This window comes from Alphaproteobacteria bacterium LSUCC0719, from assembly GCA_040839025.1.
GTDB lineage: Bacteria > Pseudomonadota > Alphaproteobacteria > Puniceispirillales > Puniceispirillaceae > UBA8309.
Map to the genome: position 1 here is coordinate 460,223 of JBFPJN010000001.1, position 18,546 is coordinate 478,768.

14 protein-coding genes are annotated in these 18,546 nt (G+C 58.7%); 11 read left to right on the forward strand and 3 right to left on the reverse strand.

The genetic code is table 11. The features are described 5' to 3' along the window. Window positions 1–195: 195 nt before the first annotated feature. The 8 genes from dusB (at window position 196) to AB3X55_02260 (ending at window position 9,996) form a co-directional block, all read left to right on the forward strand. Entirely contained in the window at window positions 196–1,194 is a 999-nt protein-coding gene (gene dusB / locus AB3X55_02225) for a tRNA dihydrouridine synthase DusB (GenBank protein MEX0502395.1), read from the forward strand. Continuing rightward, window positions 1,191–2,357: a nitrogen regulation protein NR(II) gene (locus AB3X55_02230; protein MEX0502396.1), complete on the forward strand. Its 1,167-nt coding sequence runs from the start codon at window positions 1,191–1,193 to the stop codon at window positions 2,355–2,357. Before dusB ends, AB3X55_02230 begins: the two co-directional genes overlap by 4 nt. Further along, window positions 2,354–3,787: a nitrogen regulation protein NR(I) gene (gene ntrC / locus AB3X55_02235; GenBank protein MEX0502397.1), complete on the forward strand. Its 1,434-nt coding sequence runs from the start codon at window positions 2,354–2,356 to the stop codon at window positions 3,785–3,787. The genes AB3X55_02230 and ntrC overlap by 4 nt, the downstream gene beginning before the upstream one ends. Next, window positions 3,784–5,967 (forward strand): ATP-binding protein, encoded by a 2,184-nt coding sequence (locus AB3X55_02240; GenBank protein MEX0502398.1) that lies wholly within the window; start codon window positions 3,784–3,786, stop codon window positions 5,965–5,967. The genes ntrC and AB3X55_02240 overlap by 4 nt, the downstream gene beginning before the upstream one ends. Then, complete coding sequence (locus tag AB3X55_02245) at window positions 5,964–7,379, forward strand: sigma-54-dependent transcriptional regulator (GenBank protein ID MEX0502399.1); 1,416 nt, start codon at window positions 5,964–5,966, stop codon at window positions 7,377–7,379. Before AB3X55_02240 ends, AB3X55_02245 begins: the two co-directional genes overlap by 4 nt. After that, window positions 7,376–8,755, forward strand: coding sequence for a Trk system potassium transporter TrkA (gene trkA / locus AB3X55_02250; GenBank protein MEX0502400.1), 1,380 nt, complete (start codon window positions 7,376–7,378; stop codon window positions 8,753–8,755). The genes AB3X55_02245 and trkA overlap by 4 nt, the downstream gene beginning before the upstream one ends. Before the next feature lie 134 nt (window positions 8,756–8,889). Further along, complete coding sequence (gene hfq / locus AB3X55_02255) at window positions 8,890–9,156, forward strand: RNA chaperone Hfq (GenBank protein MEX0502401.1); 267 nt, start codon at window positions 8,890–8,892, stop codon at window positions 9,154–9,156. A 15-nt stretch (window positions 9,157–9,171) separates the two neighbouring features. After that, a complete protein-coding gene (locus tag AB3X55_02260; GenBank protein MEX0502402.1) occupies window positions 9,172–9,996 on the forward strand; it encodes an inositol monophosphatase in 825 nt (274 codons plus the stop codon). Window positions 9,997–10,003: 7 nt separating this feature from the next. On the opposite strand, the gene mazG is transcribed toward AB3X55_02260, so the two are convergent. Then, window positions 10,004–10,825 (reverse strand): nucleoside triphosphate pyrophosphohydrolase, encoded by an 822-nt coding sequence (mazG, locus tag AB3X55_02265; GenBank protein ID MEX0502403.1) that lies wholly within the window; start codon window positions 10,823–10,825, stop codon window positions 10,004–10,006. 149 nt (window positions 10,826–10,974) lie between these two features. On the opposite strand from mazG, the gene AB3X55_02270 reads away from it, so the two are divergent. Beyond that, window positions 10,975–11,829, forward strand: a complete 855-nt coding sequence (locus AB3X55_02270; protein MEX0502404.1) for a DUF502 domain-containing protein — start codon at window positions 10,975–10,977, stop codon at window positions 11,827–11,829. Here the strand turns inward: AB3X55_02270 and recG are convergent. After that, the gene (recG, locus tag AB3X55_02275) at window positions 11,826–13,919 is read right to left on the reverse strand and encodes an ATP-dependent DNA helicase RecG (GenBank protein MEX0502405.1); all 2,094 of its coding nucleotides are present in this window, start codon (window positions 13,917–13,919) and stop codon (window positions 11,826–11,828) included. The genes AB3X55_02270 and recG overlap by 4 nt on opposite strands. A 51-nt stretch (window positions 13,920–13,970) precedes the next feature. On the opposite strand from recG, the gene AB3X55_02280 reads away from it, so the two are divergent. Both AB3X55_02280 and mfd read left to right on the forward strand, forming a co-directional pair. Next, window positions 13,971–14,399, forward strand: a complete 429-nt coding sequence (locus AB3X55_02280) for a succinate dehydrogenase assembly factor 2 (protein MEX0502406.1) — start codon at window positions 13,971–13,973, stop codon at window positions 14,397–14,399. A gap of 66 nt (window positions 14,400–14,465) precedes the next feature. Further along, a complete protein-coding gene (mfd, locus tag AB3X55_02285) occupies window positions 14,466–17,852 on the forward strand; it encodes a transcription-repair coupling factor (GenBank protein MEX0502407.1) in 3,387 nt (1,128 codons plus the stop codon). Window positions 17,853–17,864: 12 nt separating this feature from the next. Here the strand turns inward: mfd and AB3X55_02290 are convergent, their stop codons facing one another. Then, window positions 17,865–18,509, reverse strand: a complete 645-nt coding sequence (locus AB3X55_02290) for a DsbA family oxidoreductase (protein MEX0502408.1) — start codon at window positions 18,507–18,509, stop codon at window positions 17,865–17,867. Window positions 18,510–18,546 lie beyond the last annotated feature (37 nt).

The window sequence follows — 18,546 nt, forward strand, 5'->3', positions numbered from 1 at the left end:
CCCAAAGTCTATGATAATTCGGGTTGTGATGGCCGGTATAACCCCGGCACCGGTTTCCGGGATTGGCGGAATACCGCACCGGACGGGGAAAAGGGCTGGAAGTCCTGCCTTGATATGGTGCATATTGCCTGAAATTTAAGCAACGGCTCGTTTGGCTGATGACAATGCCGCCATGCCGTTTGGGGTAACATAGCGATGACCTTGATTGTCGGATCCACGGAACTGCCGCATGCTGCCATTCTGGCACCAATGTCGGGAGTGACCGACATGCCGTTCAGACGGGCTGTCAGGCGCGCCGGAGGCGGACTTGTGGTCACCGAAATGATTGCCAGCGCGGCAATCCTTCGCGAGGTTCGCTCGGAAATGCGCAAATTGCGGACCGATACGGTCAGCGAAGCGCCGCTGTCTGTGCAGCTTGCCGGATGGGAGCCACAGGTCATGGCCGAGGCCGCCCGCATCGCTGCCGATCTTGGCGCGACATTCATCGATATCAACATGGGGTGTCCGGCAAAGAAGGTGACCGGTCGGTTGTCCGGATCAGCGCTGATGCGTGATGAACCGCTGGCAGGAGCCATCCTCGAGGCGGTCGTGAAGGCGGTTGATATTCCGGTCACGCTGAAAATGCGGCTTGGGTGGGATGATCAAAGCCACAACGCGGTGACGATTGCGTGTCTGGCGGAAAATGCCGGGATCCAGATGATCGCCGTTCATGGGCGCACACGCTGTCAGATGTATAACGGCGAGGCGGACTGGGCCGCTGTTCGCGGCGTTGTCGAGGCAGTGTCGCTGCCGGTCATCGTGAATGGTGATATCCGCGATATTGACGATGTAGGATCGGCGCTGCGGCAAAGCACAGCTGCCGGGGTAATGATTGGGCGCGGCGCGCAGGGACGCCCCTGGCTGTTGGCTCAGGCGGGGGATGCCCATGCCGGCCGACCGGTACGCCGTGACCCGACAATCGCCGAGCGGCATGAAATGATGCAATGCCATCTTGACGACATGCTGACACATTACGGGGCGCCGGCGATGCGTCTGGCGCGCAAGCATATTGCCTGGTACGCGCATGGCCTTGCCGGGGCGGCAGACCTGCGCGATGTGGCCAACAACACAACCGATGCCATCGAGGTGTTCAGGGCCGTGGACCGGTTCTTTCTCGGCCTTCGTGAAGATCAGGAGGCGGCAGCAGCGGCATGATGGATGATGTGAACCATCCTGCCTGGCAGGCCGACGCGGCGCATATTCTTGCCAGCCTGCCGAACCCGGTATTTGTTCTTGATAATGAAGACCGGTTCATTTTTCTGAACCATGCCGCCGAGATGTTCTTTGATTCAAGCGAGGCGATGCTGCAAGGCACTGCGGTAGCGGCCCAGATACCGGCTGATTCCAGCCTCCTGGCGCTTCTTGCACGGTCACGAAAGCAAATGGCATCGGTTGCCGATCAGGGAATTGAGGTGGCCAGCCCCCGCATCGGTCTGAAGCTTCTGAATGTTCAGATCACACCGTTTGGCGATCGGCGGACGCATGAAGGGCGGATGCTTGTCACACTTCAGGAACGCGCATTGGCGGAGCGGTTGCGCGGACAATCGATGTTTCACGGCGCGGCAAGGTCGATTTCGGCCATGGCCGCCTTGCTGGCCCATGAGGTGAAAAACCCGCTTGCCGGGATCAAGGGCGCAGCGCAGCTTCTTCAGGCCGACCTGTCGGCGGAAAATCAGGAATTCGCCAACATGATTGTCGAGGAAACCAATCGCGTAACGGCGCTTCTTGACAGGATGGAAGGCTTTGCCGGTGGGGGGCAGGTGGCACTCAGCCCGGTCAATATCCATGAAGTTCTTGATCACTGCCTGCGGGTCTCACAGGCCAGCTTTGGCGACACTGTCACCGTGACGCGCCGCTATGATCCGTCATTGCCGCCGGTTGAGGGACATCGTGATCTGCTTATTCAGGCGTTTCTAAACATTATCAAGAATGCCTTTGAAGCTACTGATAAAAAAATAGAAATTTTCGTCAAGACATCCTATGCACGGGGGCGTCGACTTTCCGGGACAGGGATGGCGCGTCTTCATGTGCCAATTCAGGTCGAAATCATTGATCACGGTCCAGGCATCGCGCCTGATCTTCGCGATCACATCTTCGACCCGTTTGTGTCTGGAAAATCCGGTGGCAGCGGTCTTGGGTTGGCGCTGGTGGCAAGTGTTGTCGCCGACCATGGCGGGCTTGTCGAGGTCGATACGGTGCCGGGCCGTACCGTATTCAGGCTGAATTTCCCGCCAGCAGGTGAACGACCGGCAGGAGAACGACTGGCAGGGGAAGGGCCATCTGGAGAAGGACCATCTCGAGAAGGACTGGCGGGATGACCGAAAAACCGGCGCATATCCTGGTTGCCGAGGATGACAAGTCGGTGCGCCTTGTTGTTCAGCAGGCGCTGGCACGACAGGGCTATACGGTCCAGTCGAGTGGCACCGCCGCCGGGCTGTGGAAACTGATCGAGGCCGGGCGCGGTGATGTTCTGATTTCCGATATCGGGCTGCCGGACGGTGATGCGCTGGATATCCTGCCTCGTATCCAGCAAAAACGCCCTGACATGCCGGTTATTGTGATGAGTGCGCGTTCCACGCTTCTGACTGCGGTCAAGGCCCAGCAGACAGGTGTGTTCGAATATCTGCCAAAGCCATTTGAATTGCGGAGTCTTGTCGAAGCGACAAGCCGTGCGGTGAGCAGCATCGGGCAGTCGCGTCCAGCCGCCACCCCGACGGCGTTCGAGGAAGGCGGGCCGCTTGTTGGACGCTCGGCGCCCATGCAGGATATCTTCAAGGCTATGGCCCGTGTCGTCGGCACTGATCTGACGGTGCTGATCACCGGGGAAAGCGGCACCGGCAAGGAGTTGGTGGCGCGCGCGCTTCACGATCTTGGGTCCCGGCGCGCTGGGCCGTTTGTGCCGATCAATATGGCGGCGATTCCCCGCAATCTGGTCGAGTCCGAGCTTTTCGGGCATGAGAAGGGGGCGTTTGTCGGTGCCGACAGTCGCATGTCCGGTCGGTTTGAACAGGCCGAGGGAGGCAGCCTGTTCCTGGACGAGGTCGGAGATATGCCGCCAGAGGCGCAGACACGCCTGCTGAGGGTGTTGCAGGATGGTGAATATCTTCCTGTCGGGGCCAACCGCCCGGTCAGGGCCAATGTGCGGATTATTGCGGCAACCAACCAGAATCTGCAGCAATTGATGCAGCAGGGATTGTTCCGCGAGGATCTGTTCTATCGGTTGAATGTGGTGCCGCTCCGCCTGCCACCGCTTCGGGAACGAACCGAGGATATTGGCCCGCTGGTCAATCATTTCCTGAAACAGGCGGCGGCTGGTGGTCTGCCTGTCAGGCGGTTTGCGCCGGATGGTATCCGGGCGCTGGCCTCGTGGAGCTGGCCTGGCAATGTCCGCGAACTGGAAAATCTGGTGCGTCGTCTCCTGGTGCTTGTCGGCGAGGATGTCATTTCCGCCGAGATGGTTGAACGTGAGCTTGCGGCCATACGCGAAGTCGAGGCACAGCCAATCGAGGTGGAGAGCCTGTCGCATTCGGTTGACCAGCATATTCGCAAATATTTCGAGGCCCTTGATGGCGCGCAGCCCCCACCCGGTCTGCATGCCCGTATTCTTCGCGAGGTGGAACATCCGCTGATTGTCGCGACACTTGAATTGACCCGCGGCAATCAAGTCAAGGCGGCTGAAATTCTGGGTATTAACAGGAATACCCTGCGCAAGCGCATCCAGGAACTTGGCATATGGTCGGGCCGATGAGCAGTGTTGCCGGCACAACCCGCCGCGGGGTTCTTCTGCAGTTTTCGGAAAACCGGATCGGTTATTTTGCTGTTTTGGTGGCGCTGGCCATCGGCATCCTGACGATCTATCAGCTCTCGCAATTCGATCCGGTCAGGACCGACAGCAATCTGCTGACCACATTGATCGTGATCGATGTGGTGGCTGTGCTGATTGTTGCCGGATTCGTGATCCGGCAGATCTTGCGGCTGTTGTCCGAACGTCGCCGGAAAATGGCCGGCTATCAGCTTCACTGGCGGCTGGCGCTGTTGTTTGGCGGTGTGGCGGCGCTTCCGGCCGTGATCACCACGCTGTTCGCGCTGTTTGTGGTTGATTACTCGCTGCGTGGCTGGTTCGCCGACCGGATTTCAACTGCGGTGACCGGATCGGTACAGGTGGCGGATTCCTATTTCGAGGAACATTCGAGTTCTATTCGAAGCGATGTCCTGACGATCGCCAATGATGTCAATCGTGAAGCGTTCAAGCTGCTGTCGGAGCCGAACCTGCTGGATCAGTACCTGACCAACCAGACCGCGCTGCGCAATCTGTCCGAGGCCATCATTCTTGACGGGACAGGCCAGGTCGTGGCGCAGTCACGGTTCGCATTTGCCGTAACATTCACAAATATCGGGGGTGACTGGCTGGAAAAGGCGCGCAATGGCGAGGTGGTCATTCTGCGTGGTGACCAGACAAACAAGCTTCGCGCTGCGGTCAAGCTGAACAGCTTTGTCGATGCCTATCTGTTTGTCGGGCGGTTCATCGACCGGTCCGTTCTCGATGCTGTCGATAGCACCCGTCTTGCGGCTGCCGACTATCAGCAGCTTGGAATTCGTCAGCTTGATCTTCAGGTCAGCTTTGCCACAGTGTTCGGGCTCATTCTGGCATTGCTTCTGATTACCGCGCTGTGGATCGGGCTGAACCTTGCCAACGCCATTGTAGAGCCTCTCGGCTCGGTCATTTCGGTGGCGGAGCAGGTGCGTGGCGGCAACCTGTCGGAGCGTGTGCCGGCAGGGCTTGAAGTTGATGAAATCGCGCGGCTGGGCCTGTCTTTCAACAACATGCTGGATGAGCTGACCCGAAGTCGTGAACAGCTTGTTCAGGCCAATATGCAGATTGACCGGCGTCGGGAATTCACCGAGGCGGTACTGGGTGGTGTGTCTTCCGGGGTCATCGGTCTGGATGCAACACACAAGGTGACATTGCCGAACCTTGCCGCAAGACAGCTGCTTCAGATTGATGATGCCGAATTGATTGGCCGACGGCTGGAAGATGTTGTCCCCGAATTTGCAAGCCTGACTGCGGCAGGTGCCGCCCGCCGCAACAAGATTGTCGAAGAGCAGATCATCCTGACGCGAGGCGGTGCGCGGATGACCTTGCGGGCGCGGATCGCAACGGAAAGGGTCGATGGCCGGGTGATTGGTTATGTTGTTACCTTCGACGATGTAACCGACCTGCTGACAGCGCAGCGAAAGGCCGCCTGGTCGGATGTGGCGCGGCGGATTGCGCATGAAATCAAGAACCCTTTGACGCCGATACAGCTTGCGGCCGACAGGCTGCGACGCAAATACAAGCCTGACGACGAACAGGCCAGCGAGCAATTTTCGGAATATCTGTCCATCATTGGCCGACAGGTGGATGATATCGGCCGTATGGTTGATGAATTCTCGGCCTTTGCCCGAATGCCGCAGCCGGTTATGAAGCAGCTGTCCTTTCGCGATCTGGTGCTTGGCCAGGTTGGCCTTTTCGACGGTCAGGGCGTGGCGTTCGACCTTGACCTTGGCGATCCGGACAAGGCCGACCTGGTTATTGGCGATGCGGGATTGTTGCGCCAGGCACTTACAAACATCATCCAGAACGCGCTGGACAGTCTTGCCGAACATAAAGTCGCCACACCTGTGGTGAAGATTGATCTGGCTGTAAGAGACGGGTTCCTTGTTCTGCGTGTAACCGACAACGGGCCGGGCTTCCCGGATATTGACAGGGCCAGCCTGCTTGAGCCCTATGTGACGAAACGCGACAAGGGTACCGGTCTGGGACTGGCGATTGTGAGCAAGATCATTCAGGACCATGCCGGCGAGCTTGAACTTGTGGATGCCGAGCAGGGCGGAGCCCGCGTTGTAATTTCGCTGCCGTGCCATGACGAACCGGAGACAGGCGCATGATGACGACCGGCGACATTCTGATCGTCGATGATGAACGCGATATTCGATCGCTGATCGGCGCGACCTTGCGCGACGAGGGCTATCCGACCGTCGAGGCGGCAACAGCCGGCGAGGCGCGTGACATCCTTGCTGCAAAGCCACCTGGTCTTGCCATCCTTGATATCTGGATGCGTGATTCCGACATGGACGGGCTGGAGCTTCTCGAGTGGGTAAAGGGCGTCTATCCCGAAGTTCCCGTTCTGATGATTTCAGGCCACGGCACCATCGAGACGGCGGTGCAGGCCATTCGCAATGGCGCGTTCGATTTTATCGAGAAGCCGTTCAAGGAAGACAGGTTGCTTTTGATGGTGCGGCGCGCGCTGGAGGTCAGTCGGCTTGAACGCGAGAATGCCGAACTGCGGGAAAAGGTTAGCGAAGACAGCGAACCGGCGCTGATTGGGGTGTCTCCGGCAATGAAGTCGATCCGGTCGGCGATCGAGCGGATTGCGCCAACCGCAAGCCGCGTTCTGATCAGCGGTGCCAACGGCACCGGCAAGGAGCTGGCGGCCCGCGTGATCCATCATCATTCGGACCGGCGGGATGCCAGATTCATTGTTGCAAACTGCGCGCGACTTGGTGTCGAAAGCGCCGATGTCGAATTGTTCGGGTCGGAGCATCTGGGAAGCAGCCGACGGATTGTCGGTCTGTTCGAGCAAGCCCACAAGGGAACCCTTTATTTTGACGAGATATGCGATTTGCCTCTGGAAACCCAGGGCAAGATCGTTCGTGCGGTAGCCGAACAGCGATTTCGGCGCGTTGGTGGCAACAAGGAAGTGTCCGTCGATGTCCGTGTGATTTCTGCATCCAGCCGTGATCTGGCTGCTGAAATCGCCGCTGGAAACCTGCGCGACGATTTGTATTACCGGCTTGGTGTCGTGCCGCTGACAATGCCTGCTCTGGCTGAACGGCGGGAGGACATTCCGCCATTGGCGCGTCATTTCGTTGACATCGTGTCGCGGCGAACCGGCCTTTCGAAAATCAAGTTCAGTGACGAGGTTCTGGCGGCCATGCAGGGCTATAACTGGCCTGGCAATATCCGCCAGATGCTGAATACGATCGAGAATATGATCATCCTCGCCCCACCCGATAGGTCTGAACCGCTGGGGCTTGCGTCGCTGCCACCGCAAATTCAGAACAACTCGCCTGCCGGTGGCAATTCTGATATGGATGCGCTTATTGCGTTGCCACTTCGCGATGCCCGCGAGGCTTTCGAGACGGAATATATGAGTGCCCAGCTTCGACGCTTTGACGGCAATGTATCAAGAATGGCGGGTTTCGTTGGCATGGAACGTTCCGCGCTGCACCGAAAGCTGCGTTCGCTTGGCGTGTCACTGGACAAGTCCATGTCTTCTGAAGAAGGTGGTGAGGGATGAAAATCGTTATTTGCGGTGCTGGCCTTGTTGGTGCCGGAATTGCCGCGTATCTCGCCGAAGAACAAAACGACGTCACGGTCATTGATGCGTCGGCCGAAAAAATTCAACGCATAACCGATCAGGTGGACGTGCATGGTGTCGTTGGCACAGCCTCGTATCCCGACATCCTGTCGGAGGCTGGTGCGCGGGATGCCGAACTCTTGATCGCGGTGACCGAGTCGGACGAGGTCAATATGGTCGCCTGCCAGGTGGCGCATACGATCTTCAACACCCCGGTTAAAATCGCCAGAATTCGGCATCAGCCCTATCTGGACCCGATCTATGGTGATCTCTATTCACCGGATCAGCTGCCGATCGACCATATCATTTCGCCGGAAGCCGAAGTGTCTGCTGCGGTTGGCAACCAGATCCGAGTTCCAGGTGCCTTCGACGTCAAGGATATGTGCGGCGGCAGGATGAATCTGGTCGGCGTTCAATGTACCGATGAAAGCCCGATCATCGACACGCCGATCCGGCATCTGACCAATCTGTTTCCCGACCTGTCGATGACCATTCTTGCGATTATCAGGGATGGTAAACTGACCTTGCCGCGTGATGGCGCCGAAATGATGGTGGCAGGTGATCGTGTGTATTTCGTCTGTGATTCGGCGCATCTCAGCCGTGCCATGGCGACATTTGCGCATGAAGAGCCAGAAGCGCGGTCTGTTATCATTGCCGGTGGTGGGGCCATTGGCCAGATGCTGATCAACAGGATCGAGGCGGAGTTCGAGAATACCAGGGTGCAGATCATCGAAAAGGATCCTGTCCGCGCCAGGTTGCTTGCCGAAGGGCTGCGGGTCGGCGGGGTGATGCATGGTGACGCGCTCGACAGCGGCATTCTGGCCGAAGCCGGTGTTCACAGGACCGAAACATTCGTGTCGGTTACCGATGATGACGAGGTGAATATCCTGTCCGCGTTGTTGGCGAAACGAAATGGCGCCATGCATGCGGTGGCTCTGGTAAATACGCCTGGTTTCATTCCTCTGGTGTCGGCACTTGGCGTCGATGCCGTGATCAACCCGTCCCAGATCACCGTCTCTTCGATCCTCGAACATGTGCGTCGTGGCAAGATCAGGGATGTTCACCCGGTTGTCGAGGATCTTGGCGAGGTTATCGAGGCAGAAGCGTTGCCATCATCGCTTCTGGTCGGGAAGTCGCTTCGAGAGGCGAAAATTCCCAAGGGTGTCGCGATTGGCGGGATCATGCGGGGTGACGAAGTCATCCCGGCGCGCGGTGATACGGTCATCGAGGCTGGTGACACGGTTGCCATATTTGCCGCCCGGGGTCGGATCCCGCTTGTCGAGAAACTTTTGTCGGTCCGCCTCGATTTCTTCTGATCTCGGCTGTGTCGATTTTGCCCCGGTTGCCAAGCCTGTTTGCCAAGGCTGGCGGCCTGTTGCCGGGTTCTATTTGATGCGCGGCATTGTGTCGCGTCCGTCTTCCGGTTAGAGTGGAATCAGGAGGGCGATCAATGGCCAACGATAAGAGCCGGAACCTGCAGGAACTTTTTCTGAATAATGTCCGCAAATCACACGCATCTGTCACAGTTTTTCTTGTTAATGGGGTGAAGCTTCAGGGCATCATCACCTGGTTTGACAATTTTTCGATCCTGCTCAAGCGCGACCAGCATGTGCAGCTGGTCTACAAGCATGCCATCTCGACGATCATGCCGATGGCGCCCATTCAGCTTCATGAGCTTGACGACGAAGACGCCTTGGCAGAGCCGGACGAGGACTAACAGGTTCCTGTTTCGTTGACACATTCTGGGGATGATCTCGATACCGCGATCGGCGCGCTTATGCGTAACGCCTGCGCGCGGTTCGTCATGCCCCGCTATGGCCAGCTGTCACAGGGTGATGTCGAGGCAAAATCCAGCCCGACGGATCTTGTTACCGTCACTGACCGCGAGGCTGAAGCTTTTCTTACCCCCCGGCTTCGGGATCTGATCGATGGTGAAGTGGTCGGCGAGGAGGCCTGCGCTGTCGATCCGGACGTTCGCAAACGTGCCACAGCGCCGGTTGCGTGGACAGTTGATCCCGTCGATGGAACTGGCAATTTCGTCAAGGGAATCGACCGCTTCTGCAGCATGGTGGCGCTTTTGGAACATGGCAGACCGGTCCGCAGCTGGATCTATGTTCCGCTTCAGGACCGGCTTTATTCTGCAATGGCTGGCGGCGGTGCCTTTGTTGCCGATAGTGATGGCCACCAGCAACGGCTGAACCTTGCACCACGAAACTGGCATCCAGATGAAATGACGGGCGGTGCCAATATCATTGGAACCGTACAGCCGCGCCGCGATATCCTGCGCACGCGGCTTCGTGGTCTGCCCGGTCGGTGGTTTGTTGGCAGCACGGGCATAATGGGAACGGAAATTGCCAGCGGCAGGCTGCAATTCCTGCTGCATTGCTCCTGTACACCGTGGGATCATGCGCCGGTAGACCTGTTGTGCCGGGAAGCCGGTGCCCACGCCGCCATGATCGATGATGACGCGGCTTTCAACGCCGGATATCAGCGAGGCTTCATGGTCGCGCCGGATCGGCGATCGTGGGAATCTCTTCGGGATCGGATCTGGCTCTGATTCAGACCTAGCGAACCTGTTTTGCGTCCTGCCAATGTGCCTCCATCTCATCAAGAGATGTTTCGCGCATGTTTTTTCCTGATTTTTCAACTTGTTGTTCTATGTATCTGAATCTTTTTTCGAACTTGCTGTTGCAGGCCATCAAGGCTGTTTCGGGATCGATGCCGGCCTGGCGCGCCAGATTGACGGCGACGAACAGGACATCACCGACCTCGTCCTCGACCTTGGCCTTGTCCACCTGTGGTCGCGCAAGTTCGTCACGAAGTTCATTTGTTTCCTCATGAAGCTTGTCGATCACCGGCGCAATGTCCGGCCAGTCGAACCCGACCCTGGCGGCACGTTTCTGCAGCTTCAAGGCCCTGAGCATCGGCGGCAGTCCGGCGGCAACATCATCAAGCACGCCTGTCTGCCCGCGGCGTGCCCGTTCTGCGGCCTTGATATCTTCCCAGCGGCGGCTCTGCTGGGCTGATTCCGGACGTGCTTCATCGGCAAAGACATGGGGGTGGCGTTCAATCATCTTTTCACAGATGCCACGGGCCACATCGGCAAGTGTGAACAGGCCGGCCTCTTCGGCAATACGGGCATGAAAGACCACCTGCAGCAACAGGTCACCAAGCTCATCACGAATGTCATCCACGTCTTCGCGGTGAATGGCATCTGCGACTTCATATGCCTCTTCGATCGTGTAGGGCGCGATGGTCGCAAAATCCTGTTCCACATCCCAGGGGCATCCTGTTTCGGGATCACGAAGCCGGCGCATGATTTCGATGATGCGGTCGAGCTGGTGAAGCATTTCAGACGAGGAAACGGGTGGGTGGCCGGCTGCCATTGGTGCAAAATCCTGCTTGTGAAGTTTCTGTATTCTGGCCTGTTTGACGAGGCCCGGCAATCATCCTCGCGCATATCGCGTCATCCCCTTGCGCGAAATGTTATTTCTCAGCATTATCATCGCCGTCACCCCATCGAAAGGATCCCGACATGACCAAGGCACCTGGACAGACACCGGTGAAACGCACCGGGATTCTGGCGCGTTTGCGGTCCTGGTTCCTGACCGGGCTGCTTGTTACCGCCCCGGTTTTGCTGACGGTTTATATTACCTGGGCCGCCATCGAGTTGATCGACGGCCAGGTCGCCAGCATCCTGCCCGGTTTCAATCAGCTTATCTTTGCCAATGTTCCAGGTGCCGGGCTGATCATCGGTTTGCTGCTGATCACGCTGATCGGTGCGATCGCGGCCGGGTTTCTTGGCCGCTGGATCATCCGGCTTGGTGAATCGATCCTCAACCGGATGCCCATCGTGCGGTCAATCTATGGGGCCAGCAAACAGATACTTGAAACGGTCATTTCGACCCAGTCCGATGCGTTTCGTGACGCCGTGCTTGTGGAATATCCGCGGCGGGGCTTGTGGGTCATCGGGTTTGTGACCGGAAGTACCAGAGGCGAGGTCGCCGAGAATATCGACATCGAGATGGTGAATGTCTTTATTCCGACGACACCAAATCCGACATCCGGGTTTCTGCTGTTCTGCCCGCGGGACGAGATTATCTATCTCGAAATGTCGGTTGAGGATGCGGTGAAACTGGTGGTGTCGGGTGGCATCGTCCACCCTTCGGATGCCGCCGCCAGCAAGCGCGGTGACAAGGGTGATAGTGCCGCGACGAACGGTCAGGCCAAGACACGTGCCGCCAAGACCGGTAGGAAAGCGTCAAAGACAAAAACTAAGACAAAAACGAAGGCAACGGCCAAGGCTGCATCAGGTCGTTCGACCACTGGCCGAACCCGCGCCAAGAAGGCCGCCACGCGCCGTCCACCAAATACAGGCAGCGCACGCTAGCCAGAGGCAAGGAACCTGACGGCGCTGTCGCGTTCAAACAGGCTCAGCAGAAGATCGCACTGGGCCTGGTCGACAGGGCGGTTGTCCGGTCCGACCATGCCGCGCGCCACATCGCGCGCCAATGCCAGCAAATCCTGATGTGCTGCCAGATCGGCAAGGATGAATTCCGGGACGCCGGATTGGCGCTGGCCAAGGAATTCGCCGGGGCCACGAAGCTCCAGGTCCCGCTCGGCAATGACGAAGCCGTCATTGGTCTGCCGCATGACATCAAGCCGCGCCGTCGCCGTCTCTGACAGGGGCGGCTGATAGAGCAACAGACAGGATGACGCCGTATCGCTTCTGCCAACGCGCCCGCGAAGCTGGTGAAGTTGGGCCAGCCCGAACCTCTCGGCATGTTCGATGATGATGACGCTGGCTTCTGGAACATCGACCCCCACCTCGACAACGGTTGTTGCGACAAGCAATTGTACCTCGCCGCTTCGGAAACGCTGCATGGCATCATCACGTTCGCCTGCTTTCATTTTTCCATGGGCAAGGGCGACACCGATTTCGGGAAGCGTGGTTGCCAGGGCGGCGAAACGGTCTTCGGCGGCGGCAACATCGATTTTTTCCGACTCTTCGACCAGCGGGCAGATCCAGTAGGCGCGGCGGCCCGACGCCAGTGCCGCACGCAGACGCGCCACCACATCCCCAAGCCTGTCCAGAGGCAGGGCGCGTGTGTCGATTGGCAGTCTGCCGGCAGGTTTTTCATCAAGCCGCGACTGGTTGAGGTCACCATAGGCAGTCATGGCCAGTGATCGCGGGATCGGCGTCGCCGTCATCACGATGACATCGACACCCTGACCCTTCTGCCCAAGCAAAATCCGCTGACGCACGCCAAAGCGATGCTGTTCATCGACAACGGCAAGCCCAAGATCGTGATAGATGACATTCTCGGAAATCAGCGCATGCGTGCCGATGACGATCTGCGCTGTTCCGTCGGCAAGATCATTGATCACCGATTTGCGGTCGCCGCCGCGACCCTGGCCAAGCAGCAGCCTTGCCTCAATGCCCAGTGGTGCCAGAAACCTGTTGATGGTGATGTGGTGCTGGCGCGCCAGAACTTCGGTGGGGGCAAGAAGCGCCGCCTGCGCGCCGGACTCCACGGCATGAAGCATCGCGAACAGCGCCACCAGCGTCTTGCCCGACCCAACATCCCCCTGCAGCATCCGCAGCATTCGCTGCGCGGATATCTGGTCGGCGCGGATTTCGTCGATGGCACGGCGCTGCGCGCCGGTCAGCGCAAAAGGCAAGCTGTCGAGCAGGGCCTGTGTCAGCGCAGCTGTGCCGGCAAAGCAACGACCCGGCATGGCTTCGGCGGCGGCATGGCGAACAAGCGCGAGGGCCAGTTGGTTGGCAAGCAGTTCATCAAAGGCAAGGCGGCTTCGCGCGGCTGCCAGCGGCAACAGCTCATCACCTGTCTGCGGGTGGTGAACTTTGTGCATGGCCGAGGCAAAGTCCGGCCAGTTCCGTTCCTTCATCAGGCTGTCAGGTATCCATTCCGGCAATTTCGGAACCCGGGTCAGTGCGCCTTCGATGGCGCGCCGCAACGGTTTTGGTGTCAGGCCGGCGGTAAGAGGGTAGACGGGCTCGATCAGCGGCATCTCGGCCTTGTTATCCGGGTCGACGATATGATCCGGGTGGGCCATCTGGGCGCGGCCCTGCCTGATTTCCACGCGGCCGCTGACAATCCGCCTTTCGCCCGCCGGCAATGCCCGCGCCACATAATCATCGCGGGCGTGAAAAAAGATGATGTCCAGCCTGCCTGTTTCGTTTTCCGTGATCACCCGCCATGGTCTGCGTGTTCCGGGTGGGGGGCGATCATGCTTGACCACCAGAATTTCAAACGTAGCGGTGCTGCCGTCAACAACCTCGCCAAGCGACGGACGGGACCGGCGGTCGATCAACCCGACCGGGAGATGGCGAAGCAGGTCAATGACATGTGCGCCAATGCGCTTTTCCAGAATTCCAGCCAATTTCGGCCCCACCCCGGGAAGAACCGTGGTGGCGGCGAACAGGGCAAAAATTTCCGTTGGTCGTTTCGGATGCATGGCTTGTCATTCGCGCGCTGGGTGCCTTCCAGACTACAGGAAAGCTGCCTCATGACAAAACGCCATCGCCACTGGATGACTGCCTGCCGTGACAAAATGGCCGGAAGGAAACCGCCCGGATCAGGGAAAAACCATTGCTTTGTCGACGAACAGCGCCATATTGCCCCGACAGGCCGGGTCCTGTCCGAAGCAACAGATGTCTGGAAGTCGATAACAATGTCCGAATCCCGCGCCACCAGAATTCGCCGACTGGTCTACCAGTCCAGCTATACAGGCATGAAGGAAACCGACCTTCTTCTCGGACGCTTTGCGGCAGACCACCTTGCCGGCCTTTCCGATGATGACCTCGACCTTTACGAGGATCTTCTCGATGCGGGTGACGGTCAGATCTATTTGTGGGTCAGCGGTACAGAGGTGGTGCCGGCACGGTATGACACCGCGGTGCTTGAATTGATTAAAGAGTTTAGGAACGTTTTATAATTGTCTGATATAATTAATTATATAAAGCCTGAAGGGGTAGTATGGGGCGTCCCTGACGGGGTCGGCATGCTGGCCATGAAACGCTGGCTTGCCGAGGGGCGCCGCATCGTCTATGTCGCCCGTGACGATGCCCGGATGTTCGCCATGCGCGATGCCATGGCGCGGCTCGGCAATACTGCCGCGCTATATGTCTTTCCGGCGTGGGACTGTCTTCCCTATGACCGGTTGTCCCCGCAGAACGCGCTTGTTGGACAACGGGTCGAAACATTGGCGCGTCTTGCCGAGACCGATCATTCCGCAAGCGGTGGTTCGCTTCTCGTCACAACGGTGAATGCGTTGCTGCAACGTGTGCCGACAACCGAATATTTCGCCGACCGGTCATTGATCCTGCGGCCCGGGGACAGCACCGGGCCGGCACGGCTTGCCGAATTCCTGTCCGGGCAGGGTTATCTTCGTACCGATACGGTTCGTGAAACCGGCGAATTTGCACTTCGGGGCGGAATTCTCGACATCTTTCCGCCTGGCTGTGATGCCCCTGTGCGGCTCGATTTCTTCGGTGATGAGCTGGAAACGCTTCGCGTCTTTGACGCCGCCACACAGCGGGGTGCCACCCCGATTGAACAGCTTGTGCTGCGCCCCGTTGCCGAATTCCAGCTTGATGAAGACGCGGTCGAACGGTTCCGCACAGGGTATCGCGCTGCTTTCGGTGCGATGGCAAGCCGTGATGCGCTGTATGAATCCATCTCTGCGGCCAGGATGCATCCCGGCGCTGAACACTGGCTGCCGCTATTTCATGAATCACTGGCACGGTTGACCGATTATTGCCCGCAATGGCAACTGGTTCTCGATCATGAGGCTGATGCGGCCATCGCCGCACGGCTGACCCAGATTGGTGATTTTTTCACGGCGCGGCAGGATACGGCAGAAGAGGATGGCAGCATGGCCTATCGGCCTCTGCCGCAGGACAGATTGTATCTTGATGCCGGCGAGCTGGATGGGGTGCTGGCCTCTGCGGCTCGTCTGATGCCCTATGCCGCGCCGCCGGACCCACACGCCGAGGGTGGCAATGATGCCGGTGGACGGGCGGGCATTGTCCTGACCAATTCCCAGACAAGCCAGTCCGTCATGGCGGAAATCGCTGCGTTCATTGCTGCCGAACGCAAGGGTGATGGTCGTATGATTGTCATCGCGGGGGCCGGTGATGGCGCGATGGCGCGGCTCGGAGAGCTGGCGCGCGAACATCTTGGTGTCGAGATACTCAATCCCGACAGCCTTGATGACCTGTTGGCCGGTGCCGTTCATCTCATTGAATGGCCACTTGAGGCCGGGTTTCAAACGGATCAGCTTGTTGTCATCACCGAAACTGATATCTTCGGTCAGCGCCTGTCGCGACCACGGGCGCGTCGTGGGCGCGGCGAGGACTTCCTGCGTGAAGTCAGCGCGCTTGAAGAGGGAGACCTTGTCGTTCATGCCGAGCATGGCATCGGCCGGTATGAGGGGCTGGTGATCATCGATTCCTCCGGCGGCCCGCATGACTGTCTGCAGATCGTCTATGCCGGCGGCGACAAGCTGTATCTGCCGGTTGAAAATATCGAGATCCTGTCGCGATATGGCAGTGCCGGCACGGACGCGCAGCTCGACAGGCTTGGCGGTGCTGCATGGCAGGCGCGTGTGGCGCGGATCAAGGGGCGGGTCCGGATCATGGCTGAACAGCTGATCAATATCGCGGCACAGCGCCAGACAGCCAAGGCCGAGCCGCTGCAACCTGAGGCGGGAAGCTATGCGGAATTCTGCGCCCGCTTTGGCTTTGTCGAGACAGATGACCAGCTTGGCGCGATTGAAGATGTCGTTGGTGATCTTGCGTCGGGGCGGGCAACGGACAGGTTGATTTGCGGGGATGTCGGCTTTGGCAAGACTGAAGTGGCACTGCGTGCCGCATTCATTGCCGCGATGTCGGGCTATCAGGTGGCGCTTGTCGCGCCGACGACGCTTCTGGCACGCCAGCATGGGCGGCTCTTTGCCGACCGGTTTGCCGGGTTTCCGGTAAAGACAGGGGTATTGTCACGGATGACATCGGCGGCTGATGCCAGACAGATCCGCACCGACATCGCTTCGGGAGATGTGCAGATTGCCATCGGCACGCATGCGCTTCTGGCAAAGTCCATCAATTTCAACAATCTCGGTCTGCTGATCGTCGATGAAGAGCAGCATTTCGGTGTCGGTCAGAAGGAACGGCTGAAGGAACTTCGCGGTGATATCCATGTGCTGACATTATCCGCAACTCCGATTCCGCGTACGCTGCAGATGGCTCTGTCGGGCGTTCGTGAGATGTCGCTGATCGCCACCCCGCCTGTCGACAGGCTGGTGGTGCGCACCTTTGTCGGTCCCTGGGACGGGGTTGTATTGCGCGAGGCGATCAAGCGCGAGATGTTCCGGGGTGGTCAGGTATTCTGCGTCTGTCCGCGCATTGAGGATCTGCAACGTGTCTATGACCGGCTGACGGTTCTTGTGCCGGATGCACGGATCCTATCGGCGCATGGCCGTATGCCTGCTGCCGAACTCGATGACGTCATGACCCGCTTTGCCGACGGTGATGCCGACATTCTGCTGTCGACCAATATCGTGGAATCCGGGATCGACATTCCGACCGCGAACACCATGATCATCCACCGTGCGGATATGTTCGGCCTATCACAACTCTATCAGCTTCGCGGACGGGTCGGCCGTGGTCGCCAGCGTGCCTATGCCTATCTGACATCGGATCCAAACCGTCTTTTGACGCCACATGCCCGGCGTCGGCTTGAAGTCATGCAGACGCTTGATACGCTTGGTGCCGGATTTACGCTTGCATCCTATGACATGGATATTCGTGGTGCTGGCAATCTACTGGGCGATGAGCAATCGGGCCATGTACGCGAAGTTGGCGTCGAGCTGTATCAGGAGATGCTGCGTCAGGCCGTCGAGACGGCGCGCGCCGGTGGTGATACCGACAGCACCGAGCCGGACTGGACACCGCAGCTGAATCTGGGACTTGAGGTGCGGATACCCGAGGATTACGTCACCGATCTTACGGTAAGGCTGTCACTCTATCGACGGATTGCCAATCTTGATATCGCCTCCGAGGCCGATGGTTTGATTGCCGAGCTTGTCGACCGGTTCGGGTCGGTGCCGGATTCGGTGCGCAACCTGCTAGCGGTAATCGAACTGAAGCAGCTGTGCCGACGCATCGGGGTGGAGCGTATCGACGTCGGTCCAAAAGGCCTGTCGCTGGCCTTCCGCAACAATGAATTCTCCAGACCCGAACAGCTTGTCGCTTGGATTTCCAGCAAGGCTGGCGAGGTCCAGCTGCGTGCCGACCACAAGATTGTCATGCAGCGTACAATGCCGGCAGCAGATGGCCGGCCGGCGATTTGCAAGCAGATTGTTCAGGAACTGCTGGCGCTTGGCGGATAGTGCCTAAAGCGCCTATAGCGCCGCCGCCGCGTCGATGGCCGGCACCAGATGTTCGGGCAGATGGGCGCCGGCAATGGCATATTTGCCGCCAAAGATGAAGAATGGCACGCCGTCAAGTCGCATCCTGTTGCCGGTTGCAAGATGGGTATCGAGCTGGCGCGCCACGGTTTCGTCCGCGGCCATGTCGATCAGGTCTGCACGACCGAACGCAACCGCGATATTTTCCAGCACTTGCGGGTCGCTGATATCCTGTCCTTCCACGAAATAGGCCCTGTAAACAGCTTCAGACAGCTCGGCGCTGTCATGTCCGGCGGCAATCAGCATACGATGTGCCGGCCTGCTGTCTGGCGTGCGTGAAATCGCGTCAAACCGGAATTCGATACCACTGTCGAGGCCTGCCGCCGCCACACGTCCATAAACTGCCGCCGCAGAGTTGCCGAATTTCGCGCTCAGATAGGCGTCGCGTTCCATCCCTTCGTGCGGCATGGTCGGGTTCAGCAGGAAGGTACGCCAGATATAGGATGGTCTGATGTCCGGCCGCGACTCGAAAGCCATGTCAAGGCGACGTTTGCCGATATAGCACCAGGGGCAGATGACATCGGCAAACACCTCTACCGCTACGGTTCTGATGTCTGTCTGGGCTGACTGTTCCTGCATCTGCCTGTCCCCTGTGGCGCAAATTTGTAGCGCAAAT